The 12,135-nt window shown below is 68.7% G+C and carries 9 protein-coding genes; 3 read left to right on the top strand and 6 right to left on the bottom strand.

Translation table 11 applies throughout. The annotated features are described in order from the left end of the window. Nucleotides 1-96: 96 nt before the first annotated feature. From eutC to eat, 3 genes are read right to left on the bottom strand one after another with little or no spacing between them, the layout of a single operon-like run. On the bottom strand, nucleotides 97-888 hold the full coding sequence (gene eutC / locus GFK26_RS28020) for an ethanolamine ammonia-lyase subunit EutC (RefSeq protein WP_153284840.1): 792 nt from the start codon (nucleotides 886-888) through the stop codon (nucleotides 97-99). Continuing rightward, entirely contained in the window at nucleotides 885-2,279 is a 1,395-nt protein-coding gene (locus GFK26_RS28015) for an ethanolamine ammonia-lyase subunit EutB (RefSeq protein WP_153284839.1), read from the bottom strand. The genes eutC and GFK26_RS28015 overlap by 4 nt, the downstream gene beginning before the upstream one ends. Nucleotides 2,280-2,296: 17 nt before the next feature. Next, nucleotides 2,297-3,703: an ethanolamine permease gene (gene eat / locus GFK26_RS28010; protein WP_153284838.1), complete on the bottom strand. Its 1,407-nt coding sequence runs from the start codon at nucleotides 3,701-3,703 to the stop codon at nucleotides 2,297-2,299. 147 nt (nucleotides 3,704-3,850) lie between these two features. On the opposite strand from eat, the gene GFK26_RS28005 reads away from it, so the two are divergent. Together GFK26_RS28005 and GFK26_RS28000 are read left to right on the top strand one after the other, a co-directional pair. Further along, nucleotides 3,851-4,261 (top strand): FKBP-type peptidyl-prolyl cis-trans isomerase, encoded by a 411-nt coding sequence (locus tag GFK26_RS28005; RefSeq protein WP_153284837.1) that lies wholly within the window; start codon nucleotides 3,851-3,853, stop codon nucleotides 4,259-4,261. A gap of 285 nt (nucleotides 4,262-4,546) precedes the next feature. After that, on the top strand, nucleotides 4,547-5,041 hold the full coding sequence (locus GFK26_RS28000) for a pentapeptide repeat-containing protein (RefSeq protein WP_153284836.1): 495 nt from the start codon (nucleotides 4,547-4,549) through the stop codon (nucleotides 5,039-5,041). Between the two features lie 32 nt (nucleotides 5,042-5,073). Here the strand turns inward: GFK26_RS28000 and GFK26_RS27995 are convergent, their stop codons facing one another. After that, nucleotides 5,074-6,672: a glucan biosynthesis protein gene (locus tag GFK26_RS27995; RefSeq protein ID WP_153284835.1), complete on the bottom strand. Its 1,599-nt coding sequence runs from the start codon at nucleotides 6,670-6,672 to the stop codon at nucleotides 5,074-5,076. A gap of 248 nt (nucleotides 6,673-6,920) precedes the next feature. Between GFK26_RS27995 and GFK26_RS27990 the strand changes: the two genes are divergently transcribed. Next, nucleotides 6,921-7,673: an alpha/beta fold hydrolase gene (locus tag GFK26_RS27990; RefSeq protein ID WP_153284834.1), complete on the top strand. Its 753-nt coding sequence runs from the start codon at nucleotides 6,921-6,923 to the stop codon at nucleotides 7,671-7,673. Here the strand turns inward: GFK26_RS27990 and GFK26_RS27985 are convergent. Both GFK26_RS27985 and GFK26_RS27980 read right to left on the bottom strand, forming a co-directional pair. Beyond that, entirely contained in the window at nucleotides 7,666-8,709 is a 1,044-nt protein-coding gene (locus GFK26_RS27985) for an RNA methyltransferase (RefSeq protein WP_153284833.1), read from the bottom strand. The genes GFK26_RS27990 and GFK26_RS27985 overlap by 8 nt on opposite strands. A 162-nt stretch (nucleotides 8,710-8,871) precedes the next feature. After that, entirely contained in the window at nucleotides 8,872-11,988 is a 3,117-nt protein-coding gene (locus GFK26_RS27980; RefSeq protein ID WP_153284832.1) for a hypothetical protein, read from the bottom strand. Nucleotides 11,989-12,135 lie beyond the last annotated feature (147 nt).

Here is a 12,135-nt window from a genome sequence, read left to right as displayed (position 1 = left end):
CTGAGAGGCTTCGGCTGCTCTTTGGCATCAATAAAGTGACTGTTAAGCGGGTTAAAAGTCATTTTATTGCGTATTTTCTCATTGGGGAAGCCCGTCTCATCCGGTCAGGCCTGGCGGCTTTGCTTCGGGCGGCTCCAGCACCGCCAGATCGCTCTCATCCTTGAGCCCCACACCACTCAACCCCCGGCGCAGCGATTCGCGCACCAGCCACGCGAGCTTGAAAGCTGCATGCGCGTACGACAGCCCCTCGGGCCGCACGTTCGAAATGCAGTTGCGCTCCGCGTCATGCCGGCCGCGTCGCGGCGCGTGGGTCAGGTAGATGCCGAGGCTGTCGGGGGAGCTGAGGCCCGGGCGTTCACCGATCAGCATGACCGACAGCCCGGCACCGACCGCTTCGCCCAGTTCGTCGGCCAGCGCCACGCGCGCCTGCGTGGCGATGAACACGGGCGACAGGCGTGTGCCGGGCGGCAACTGCGGGCGCAGCGCCGCGAGCAACGGCACGGCATGGCGCGCGACGGCGAGCGAGGAGAGGCCGTCGCCGATCACGAGGCAGACGTCGCAGCCGCCTGCAGGGCGCTCGTTGCGCAGGTGCGCGGCGTCTTCGGCGTCGAGTTGGCGGCCGAGGTCGGGGCGGCGCAGGTAGGTGGTGCGGTCGGCGGCTTGGCTGCGCACGCGGCTCACGTCCCATTGATCGGCGCGCAGTGCGGCGTCGAGTGCGTCGACATCCAGTGCCGCATGGATCGCGTCGCGCGCCATCGCGTGGGCCCAGCCGAAGCGCAGCGTTTCGTCGGTGGGCATGCCGGCACCGGCGCGGCCGAGAGCGAGCCGTGCGGGCGTGGCGGCGCGCCATTGGGCCCAGGGGTTGGGAGTGACCGGCGAATCGCTCATGGTGCCAGCGCGGACAGCCCGCCCATGTCGCTCAGCAGCCGGTTGGCCGTGGGCGGTGCGAGCCGTCCGGCGGTGTCGGTGATCTGCATGCGCTGCAGCCAGGCTTCGAACTCGGGGGCGCGCTTCAGGCCCAGTGTTTCGCGCAGGAAGAGCGCGTCGTGGAACGAGGTGCTCTGGTAGTTGAGCATCACGTCGTCGGCGCCCGGGATGCCCATGATGAAGTTGATGCCCGCGGTGCCCAGCAGCACGAGCAGCGTGTCCATGTCGTCCTGGTCGGCTTCGGCGTGGTTGGTGTAGCAGATGTCGCAGCCGATCGGCAGGCCCATCAGCTTGCCGCAGAAATGATCTTCGAGGCCGGCGCGGATGATCTGCTTGCCGTCGTACAAATATTCGGGGCCGATGAAACCGACCACGGTGTTGATGAGCAGCGGCTGGTAGCGCCGTGCGAGTGCATAGGCGCGCACCTCGCAGGTCTGCTGGTCGACGCCGAAGTTGGCGTTGGCCGAGAGCGCGCTGCCCTGGCCGGTCTCGAAGTACATGAGGTTGTTGCCGACGGTGCCGCGCGCGAGCGATTGCGCGGCGGCGTGGGCCTCGTCGAGCAACGCGGGCGTCACGCCGAACGACAGGTTCGCCTTTTCGGTGCCGGCGATCGACTGGAACACCAGGTCGACCGGCGCGCCGGCCTCGGCGAGCTTCAGCGTGTTGGTCACGTGCGTGAGCACGCAGCTCTGCGTGGGAATCTCGAAGCGCTGGATCACCTCGTCGAGCATGTGCAGCAGGCGCCCGAGCACCGGCAGGCTGTCGGACACGGGGTTGATGCCGATCACCGCGTCGCCCGCGCCGTAGAGCAGGCCGTCGAGTGTGGAAGCGGCCACGCCGCGCAAGTCGTCGGTGGGGTGGTTGGGTTGCAGGCGCACGGCCAGGTGGCCGGGCAGGCCGATGGTGTCGCGAAAGCGCGTGACCACGTGGCACTTCTTCGCGACCGCGACGAGGTCCTGGTTGCGCATGAGCTTCGACACGGCCGCGACCATCTCGGGCGTGAGGCCCGGCGCCAGCGCGGCGAGTGCTTCGGTGGTGGCCTGCTCGGACAGCAGCCAGTTGCGGAAGTCGCCGACCGTGAGATGCGCAACCGGTGCGAAGGCCAGCGCGTCGTGCGTGTCGATGATGAGCCGCGTGATGTTGTCCTGCTCGTAGGGAATCAGCGCCTCGGTGAGGAACCGCTTGAGCGGCGTGTCGGCCAGCACGTGGCGTGCGGCCATGCGCTGCTGGGCGGTGGCGGCGCCGAGGCCCGCGAGGTAGTCGCCCGAGCGCGCCGGGCTGGCACAGGCGAGCACCTGGCACAGATCGTCGAAGGCGAACACCTGGCCGGCAATGGTGGTGCGGTAGCGCATCGTCTCTTTGAAAGGGGTCAGGGTTTGGAAGACAGCATCTCGTCCGGCGCGGCGGCATCGCGCTGCGCCGAGGTGAGCAGGAAGTAGCCGTAGGCGGCCGCCATCAGCAGGAGGAAGAGCACCGTCAGCATGGTGTTGAACCAGACCATCGCGCCCAGGCACACCAGGCCGAGGCCGAGCGCAATGGCCGGGAACACGGGGTAGAAGGGCGCGCGGTAGGTGCGCAGAAGGTTCGGTTCGGTGCGGCGCAGCTTGAACAGCGCGGCCATCGAAGTCAGGTACATCACGATCGCGCCGAGCACGGCCATGGTCACGATGTTGGCGGTGAGCGTCTGGCCGCCGAACTGCACCCACGTGTCGCTGAAGATGGCGACGATGCCCACCACGCCGCCCGCCAGCAGCGCGCGGTGCGGCGTGTCGAAGCGCGGGCTCAGGCCGGCGAAATAGCGCGGCAGGTAGCCGGCGCGCGCGAGCGCGAAGATTTGGCGCGAGTAGCCCATGAGGATGCCGTGGAACGATGCAATGAGCCCGAACAGCCCGATCCACACCAGCATGTGCAGCCAGCCGCTGTCGCCGCCCACCACCGCTTTCATGGCCTGCGGCAGCGGGTCGTTGATGTTCGCGAGCTGGCGCCAGTCGCCCACGCCGCCCGCGAAGATCATCACGCCGAAGGCCAGCAGCACCAGCGTGACGATGCCGGTGGTGTAGGCCAGCGGAATCGTGCGGTGCGGGTCGCGCGCCTCTTCGGCCGCCATGGCCGCGCCTTCGATCGCCAGGAAGAACCAGATCGCGAACGGGATCGACGCGAAGATGCCCGACACGGCCGCGCCGTTCAGCACGTTGCCGCCGGCCCATCCGTTGGCCACGAAGTTCGCCATCGACCAGCCCGGTGCGACCACGCCCATGAACACCAGCAGCTCGAAGATCGCGAGCACGGTAACGAACAGCTCGAACGCTGCCGCGATGCCGATGCCGATCCAGTTGAGCCCGATGAAGATCACATACGCGCCCACTGCGAACCACTTCGGGTTGATGCCCGGGAACTGCACGTTGAGGTAGGCGCCGATGGCCAGCGCGATGGCCGGCGGCGCGAAGACGAATTCGATCAGCGTCGCGAAGCCCGCCACGAAACCGCCGCGCGGCCCGAAGGCACGCCGCGCATAGGCGAAGGGACCGCCGGCGTGCGGGATGGCGGTCGAGAGTTCGGTGAAGCTGAAGATGAAGGTCGTGTACATCGTCGCCACCAGCACCGTGGCGACCAGGAAGCCGAGCGTGCCGGCCGTGTTCCAGCCGTAGCTCCAACCAAAGTACTCACCCGAGATGACGAGGCCGACGGCGATGCCCCACAACTGGATGGGGCCGAGGACTTTCTTGAGATGGCCGGTGCCGGCGACGGGGACCGGCGAAGCGTCGTTGGAGCGCATGGGGGCTTCCTCTCTTTGTGGATGGTGACAGTGCGTCTGTCCCAAAGCAAGGGCCGTTCCATCGGATACATCGGCGTACAGGCGGCTTCACGGGGGCTGTCCATAATCGGCAGCTCTTCTTTCTTCTTTCAACCACCGAGGTGTTTCGTGAAGTCATTTGTCTGTGCTGCGCTCGTGTCCGTCTTTGCCATCCCCGCCGCCTTTGCGCAATCCGCCGCCGTGACCACGCCCAGCGGCCTGATCTACCAGTCGCTCAAGGAAGGCACCGGCGCATCGCCCGCCGCCACCGACGTGGTCAAGGTGCACTACCGCGGCACCTTCCCCGACAGCGGCAAGGAGTTCGACAGCTCGTACAAGCGCGGTGAACCCACCGAGTTCCCGCTCAACGGCGTGATCCCGTGCTGGACCGAAGGCGTGCAGAAGATGAAGCCGGGCGGCAAGGCCAAGCTGACGTGCCCGCCGTCGATTGCCTATGGCGCGCGCGGCGCGGGCGGTGTGATTCCGCCGAATGCGACGCTGAATTTCGAGGTCGAGCTGGTGTCCGTCACGAAGAAATAACGATCGCGACCGGTTGGAGCCGGCCTGGGCAATGAGCGGTGCGTGCAGTCCATCACGCTGCCCGCTTCGCAATAGTTGCCCGATTCTTTCCTCGCGTTTTTGCGCGCATGGGCCTCCCACAATCCGCCGCCCAACTCCTGATCCACAGGAGCGGTTTCTGGGAGGAATACATGTCCGCATTCATTGCTGCGCCAACGCGCACGCTTCAAATCAACAGCACCGCCTCGCTGCTGTTCCCGGGCCGCCCGGTGCTCTCATGTGCAATCGCATTTGTCGAGGTGCACCATGAGCGCTAAACAAATCATCGATGACCACGACAAATGGCGAAAAGGCGCAGGCGGTGCGCCGGCGGGTCTTTCTGGCCAGAGCGACGGCAATGCCTACGCCGGCCTCGACCTCAACCTGATCACCTTCTCGTCCAGCGCCTTCAACGGCAGCAGCTTCACATCGACCACTTTTCATAACGCCGTCTGGACCGCATGCCAGTTCAGCGGTTGCTCCTTCAGCCAGTGCGACATGCAGCGCATCGCGATCAGCGGATGCACCTTCGTCGACTGCACTTTCAGCGCGTCGCAGTTGAAGGCCAGCACGCTCAGCGATTGCACTTTCACCGGGTGCAACTGGACCGCATTGAATTTCGATGCGAGCCAGTGGTCGCGTTTGAAGTTGCTCGACTGCAGAGGCACACAGGTGAGTGCGACGGGCCTGCAGGGCGAGCAGGTCGACTTCACGGGCAGTCAGTTCGAGGACATGCAACTGACCCACGCGCGAATCAACTGAGGCTGCTGCAAGCGAGATGCCGCCGCTTCCGCTCACCCCGGCTGGTATTGGTACAGCCAGGTCTCCGTCAACGTCTGGTCCCCGTTCTTCAGATACAGCCGCATGTCGATCGGCTCCGTGCCTTCGGGCGTGAAGTCGAACTGGGCGCGCCAGTGGCCCGGCACGCCGTTGGGTACGGCCTCGGCGAAGACGTAGGAGAACTTGCCGCGCGGCGCGGTGAGAACCAGTTGGGGTTTCACGCCGAAGGGCACCGTGGTGAGCGGTTGCCCGATGAACTCCACCATGAACTTGCGCACGCCTTGCGGACGCGGCTGGCCCGGCTGGCCGCCGCGACCGATGCGGGTGGCCACGCAGCGTGCGAGCGGTGACGGAAAGGGCTCCTGGTCGGTCCAGTGCAGCCGGTATTGCAGGCTGTAGCTCGAGCCGGCCTTGGCGTCGGCCTTGGGCACCCAGAAAGCGACGGTGTTGTCGTGAATTTCGTCGTCGGTCGGGATCTCGATGAGCTGCACGGAGCCCTCGCCCCAGTCGCCCAGCGGTTCGATCCACAGGCTCGGGCGCTTCTCGTAGTTGACGCCGTCCTGGTAGTGGTCGAAGCTGCGGTCGCGCTGCAGCAGGCCGAAGCCGCGCGGCTTCGTGTCGGCGAAGGCGGAGGCGCGCGTTTGCGTGGGGTTGTTGAGCGGTCGCCAGATGCGCTCGCCCGCGCCGTTCCAGATCGCCAGGCCGTCGGAGTCGTGCACCTCGGGACGCCAGTCGATGGCGGTGGGCTTGATGGTTTCCGAGTACCAGTACATCGACGTGAGCGGCACCAGGCCCAGGCGCGACACGTCGCGGCGCAGGAACACGCGCGCGTCGATGTCCATGATCACGGCCTTGCCGCGCTGCATGATGAACTTGAACACACCCGTGACGCTCGGCCCTTCGAGCAGCGCATAGACGGTCATCGAGGTGGTGTTGCCCGCGGCGGGCGTTTCGAAATAGAAGCGCGTGAAGTTCGGAAACTCCTCGGGCTTGTCGGGCACCGCGACGTCGACCGCGATGCCGCGCGCCGACAGGCCGTACTGGTAGAGCTCGCCGATGGCGCGGAAGTACGAAGCGCCGAGAAAGGCGACCCAGTCGTTCTTCTGCCAGTCGAGCTTGCCCTGGTCGCCCAGGCGGCTTTCCTGCAGGCGAAAGCCTGCGAAGCCGGCGCCTTCGGGCAGCGAGCGCGCGGGGCTGTCGGTGGGCATCGAAAAGTACGAAGGGCTGTAGAGCACCTCGCGCGCAAAGCTGTCGCCGCCGGCGGTCTCCAGCACGTGCATGCGCACGGGGGTCTGGAAGAAGCGGCCGAGGTGAAAGAAGGTGACCGGAAACGCGCCGGGCCCGTCGCGGAAGAGGGCGTTGGCAGGGTCGAAGCGGATCTTGCCGTGCGCGTCGTAGTCGATGCGTTCCAGCACCTGCGGCGCCAGCGGCGCGCCGGCGTTGTAGGGGCGGGCGGCGAGGCGCTTGGCCTGCGCGACGAGCGCGTCGAAAGAGAAGGGCGCCGGCTGGCTCAGTTGCAGGCCGTTGGCGGCCAGCGCCTCTTCGGGCAGTCCCAGGGCGGCGAGTGCGGCGGCGGCACTGCCGGCGGCGAGGAAGGATCGGCGATCAAGCATGTGTTCTTGAGGGGCGGCGAAAGCCTTTGGAGGAGAAGGGAAAAGAAGCGGCGGTTGAGAGGGCGGGTGAGAGGCGCGGAAAAACGTCAAGCATGCCCCGGGCCACAGGGTACGGCGCGTCAGCCATTCCGCGCAAACGGGGCCGGACAAGGCCCCGCGTTGACTGGCGGCGGGGCGCGCCGATCAGGCCCGTTTCGAGGCGGCGACGGGTATTCTCGCGCCATCGAAAGTGCCTGGAGACAACGGACATGTACACGGAACAAGGCGGCGAAGGCCCGGACCTGCTGGTGCTGCTGCACGGCATGGGCGCGACGGGCGCGGTGTGGTCGCCGCTGTGCGGCGCGGCGGGAGTGCGATGGTGCGGCCGCTGGTTGGCGCTCGACCTGCCCGGGCACGGTGCATCCGACCGGCAGGCTTCGTATGCCATCGGCCAGCACGCCGCCACCGTGGCGCGTGCGGTGCTGCCGCATCTGCAGCCCGAAGGCCGGCTCGTGGTGCTCGGACATTCATTGGGCGGTGTGATCGGTCTTGCGCTTGCGAGCGGGTGGTTCGGCGTCGCGCCGCACGCGGTGTTCGCGGCCGGCATAAAGGTCGCATGGAGCGATGAAGAGGTCCGCCGCATGGAAGCACTGGCGACGCAGCCCGCCAAGCGTTTCGCGACCGAAGAAGAGGCGCGGGACCGCTACCTGAAGGTTTCCGGCCTGGCGGGGATCGTCGAGGCGGCGTCGCCCGTTGTCGCGCGCGGCGTTGCGCACGATGCCGAGGGATGGCGCCTAGCCATGGACCCGCGTGCCAATGCCGTGGGCAAGCCGCCGCTCTCCGAACTGGTCGGATTGGCGCGTTGCCCGGTTCACCTCGGCCAGGGCCGCCACGATGCGCTGGTCACTCTCGCGCAGACCCGCTCGCTCGACCCCGAAGCACGCGACCTTGGCCCGCACGGCCACAACGTGATGGTCGAGGCGCCCGACGCGGTGTGGGACTGGGTGGCGTCGCTCAGCTGACGCGGTCGTCGGCGCGGCGAATCGGCACGGTCACCCGCACCTCGGCGGCGCGCGCCCGCAGCTGGCCGCAGCCGCCGTCGACATCCTGGCCGGCCGAGTAGCGCAGCTTGGTCAGGATGCCGCGCTCGTGCAGCGTGCGCGCCATCTGCTCGCAACGCTCGCGCGACGGGCGGCCGAAGTCCACGCCCTCCACGGTGTTGAACGGGATCATGTTCAGCACGCCGTACTTGCCGGAGAGCAGCCGCACGATGCCTTCGATTTCTTCAGGCCCGTCGTTCACGCCCTCGAGCAACGTCCACTGGTACTGGATGGGGTAGCCGGTGGTGCGGGCGTAGTGTTCGCCCGCGTCGATGAGGGCTTCGGGCGTCAGGTTCGGCGCGCGCGGAAGCAGCTTGCGGCGCAGCGCCGCATCGGTCGTGTGCAGCGAGAGCGCCAGCGCGGGCCGCACGCGCGCCTGCAGCAGGCGCTCGAACACGCGCGCGTCGCCGACGGTCGAGAACACCAGGTTCTTGTGGCCGATGTTGCCGACCGTGCCGAGCAGCTCGATGGCCTCGATCACGTTGTCCAGGTTGTGGGCCGGCTCGCCCATGCCCATGAACACCACCTTGCGCACCGGCCGGCGCAGGCGGGCGAGTGCGACCTGCGCAATGATCTCGGCGCTTTCGACCTGCCGCAGCAGGCCGTCGCGCCCGGTCATGCAGAACTGGCAGCCGACCGCGCAACCGACCTGCGACGAGACGCACAGCCCGTCGCGCGGCAGCAGCACGCTTTCGACGGTCTGGCCGTCAGCGAGCGCAACGAGCAGTCGCTCGGAGCCGTCGGCGCCGGGATGAATCGCATGGATGCGCGCCAGGCCCGCGAGATCGGCTTCGATGCCCGGCAGGGCCTCCATCAGCGACGACGGAAAGAATGTGCCCGGCAGGCGCCGGCCGCTGTTGCGTGGCAGTGCATGCGACCACAGCCGCAGGACGCGCTGCTCGTGGCTCGGGCCGGCCCCGGCCTCGCGGAGTCGTCGTTTCAGTTCGTGGATTCGCATGCGCGGCGCGGGCAGAGGGGCTCAGGGTTCAGGGCTCGGGAGCGCCGATTGTGCACGGCGGGCGTGCGAAGGCGCAGCGCACCGGGGCCGGTGCGCTGCGCCTTCGCGTGCGTGAAAAGGAACAAAGGGGAGGGCGCCGTTGCCGGCCCCTCCCGCCTTCGATCAGCCCAGCAGGCCGTGCAGGATGTTCGTCACGGGCGCCAGCGTGGAGCCGCCGGTGCCCTGATCGAGCAGGCTGGTGATCGGGGCCACGACCTCGCACACCACGTGTTCGACGGTGTGCACCACCTCTGCGACCACCGGGGCGACCCCTGCGCCTGCGCCAGCCAGGATGTCGCTCGCAGGCGCCGTGGCGCCGGATGCGGCCTGCGTCGCTTCGGCCACGACGGGTTCGACGGCATGGTCGAGCACCGACGAGACCGGCTCGAGGATGGCCGCGGCCGGACCCGAGCCGCCCAGCAGCCCGCCGAGCAGGCTGCCCACGAGGCCGTCTTCGCCGACGATGCCGCCAAGCAAGCCGCCTTCGCCGCCGCCGAGGACACCGCCCAGCAGACCGTCTTCGCCGAGCACGCCGCCAAGGAGACCGCCTTCGTCGCCGCCGAGGACGCCGCCCAGCAGGCCGTCTTCACCGAGCACGCCGCCAAGGAGGCCGCCTTCGTCCCCGCCGAGGACGCCGCCCAGCAGGCCGTCTTCACCGAGCACGCCGCCAAGCAAGCCACCGTCGCCACCGAGGACGCCGCCCAGGAGGCCGTCATCACCCAGCACGCCGCCGAGCAGTCCACCGTCACCGCCGAGGACGCCGCCCAGGAGGCCGTCTTCACCCAGCACGCCGCCGAGCAGTCCACCGTCACCGCCGAGGACGCCACCCAGCAGGCCGTCATCACCCAGCACGCCGCCGAGCAGACCACCGTCCCCGCCGAGGACGCCGCCCAGAAGGCCGTCGTCACCCAGCACGCCACCAAGCAAACCGCCATCGCCGCCGCCGAGCAGGCTGCCCAAGAGGCCTTCATCGCCGAGCAGGCCGCCAAGCAGACCGTCTTCGGTGCCAAGGAGACCGCCCAGGAGGCCGTCGTCACCCAGCACGCCGCCGAGCAGGCCGCCTTCACCGCCGAGGACGCCGCCCAGCAGTCCACCCTCGCCACCGAGCAACCCGCCCAGCAGGCCATCACCGTCGCCGCCGAGAACGCCATTCAGCAAGCCGCCGACGGGGCCTTCGGCACCGAGGATGCCGTCGTCGCCCAGGACACCACCGAGCAGGCCGTCGTCGCCGAGCACGCCGCCCAGGAGTCCGTCGTCGCCCAGCACGCCACTGAGCAGACCGCCCTCGCCGCCGAGCAGGCCGGCCAGCGGGGTTGCGTTCAGCAGAGAGCCGACGGCGCCGTCAGGACCGAGCAGGTTGTCGACGAGCCCGTCGCAGCCGAGCAGTCCGCCGGTGAGGCCTTCGCTGCCGAGCAGGCCGGACAGTGCGCCGTCGCCGCCGAGCACACCGCCCAGGATGCCTTCGTCGCCGAGGAGGCCGTTGACCAGGCCGTCGTCGCCCAGGACTCCCCCGAGCAGGCCGCCCTCTCCGCCGAGCAAGCCGCCGAGCAAGCCGTCGTCACCCAGCACGCCGCCCAGCAAGCCGCCTTCGCCGCCGAGCACGCCACCGAGCAAGCCGTCGTCACCCAGGACGCCGCTCAGCAAGCCGCCTTCGCCGCCGAGCACGCCACCGAGCAAGCCGTCGTCACCCAGCACGCCGCCCAGCAAGCCGCCTTCGCCGCCGAGCACGCCACCGAGCAAGCCGTCGTCACCCAGCACGCCACCCAGCAATCCGCCTTCGCCGCCGAGGACGCCACCGAGCAAGCCGTCGTCACCCAGCACGCCGCCGAGCAGGCCGCCGTCGCCGCCGAGGACGCCACCCAGCAAACCGTCATCGCCGAGGACGCCGCCCAGCAGGCCGTCTTCACCCAGCAGTTGCGCGATCAAGCCGTCTTCTCCGAGCACGCTGCCCAGCAGGCTGCCTTCGCCCAGCAGTCCTTCGAGCACCTGCCCGACGACGCCGTCGGTGCCGAGCAGGTCGTCCACCAGTCCGTCCAGGCCCAGAGGCGCAGTGAGGCCGCCGAGCAGGCCTTCGCCGCCCAGCACGTTCTCGAGCACGTTGCCCAGTGCGTCGGTCAGGTAGTCGACCTGGCCGATCAGCGAGCCGACGAGGGCGTCGGTCAGGCCTTCGCCGAGCACGCCGTCGACCACGGGGGTCAGCACGCCGCCCACGTGAATGGCAACGTCTTCGACCACGTTGTCCACGGGCTCGAATTCATTTGGGTCGTCGGCCGTGAACTCCTCGCCGGTGACCGGCGAGAGCAGGTCGTCGACCAGGTCGGTGAGACCATCGGCCACGGGCATCAGCGAGGCCAGCGTGCCCGACGAACCGGACGCACCGCCGCCCAGGCCGATCGCTTTGTCGATGGCCTCGACCAGTTGGCCGGCAAGGCCGTCGCCCGGATCGAGCAGGTGGTCGCCATCGGCATCTGCATCTGCATCCGCATCCGCGTCCGCGTCCGCGTCCGCGTCCGCATCGGCATCGGCATCGGCATCGGCATCGGCGTCCGCGTCCGAATCGGCATCGGCGTCCGCATCGGCATCCGAGTCCGAATCGGCGTCTGCATCGGCATCCGAGTCGGCGTCCGCGTCACCGTCGCCGACGCCCGAGAGGAACAGGGGGAACCCACCGCCGTCACTGCCGCCCCCTCCGCCCAGCGCCGCGCCCAGGCCGATGGCGCCCAGTGCGCCGAGTGCGAATTCGCCCAGGCCGATGCCGCTGCCGGCCGCGGTCTTCTTGCTGACGGCGAGTGCTGCGGCTTCCGCGTCGCTGTCGGGCGAGGTGACATCGAGGTTGCCCGCGGCCACGTCGACATTCACCTGCTCCAGGCCGCTGGACAGCTTGGTCGAGGTGATGGTGGCGTCGGTGCCGCTCGCGAACACGCCGGCCAGCGGCGCCTTGTTGGTGGCCGAGCCAGGGAAGAGCACGTTGGCCTGCCCGCCGTCGGGCACGATCACGCGGTCGCCTGCAATGAGGTTCTGGTTGCCGTCCACCGGCATGCGAAATCCGTCGCGCATGACGACCGTGCCGGGCGTGGCATTGGACAGCGTGCCCAGGCTGGTCGGCGCGGCAGGCGCGGCCATGGCGGCGCCCGATCCGACGGGGCCCAGGGGCGTGACGCTGGCCTGCGCAAGCACCACGGGAGCACCGCTTTCGGCGGCTGCGGGGATCGAATCGATCGGCGATACGGTGGTGGTCATGCGGCCTCCTCGTCAAATAAATGACTACAGAGGGCAACATGCGTGCCGCCTTCGTTTTCGGCTGTCAGTGCCCGGCTGAAAACGCCTTATCTCGTTGATTCAAAACGATTTTTTTCGAAGGGCGCGGTCGGGGCAGTCGTGCAAAAC

It is taken from the genome of Variovorax paradoxus (assembly GCF_009498455.1).
Taxonomy (GTDB): Bacteria; Pseudomonadota; Gammaproteobacteria; order Burkholderiales; family Burkholderiaceae_C; genus Variovorax; species Variovorax paradoxus_H.
The sequence above is the reverse complement of the archived record's forward strand: the minus strand, read 5'-3'. Positions and strand labels throughout refer to the sequence as shown.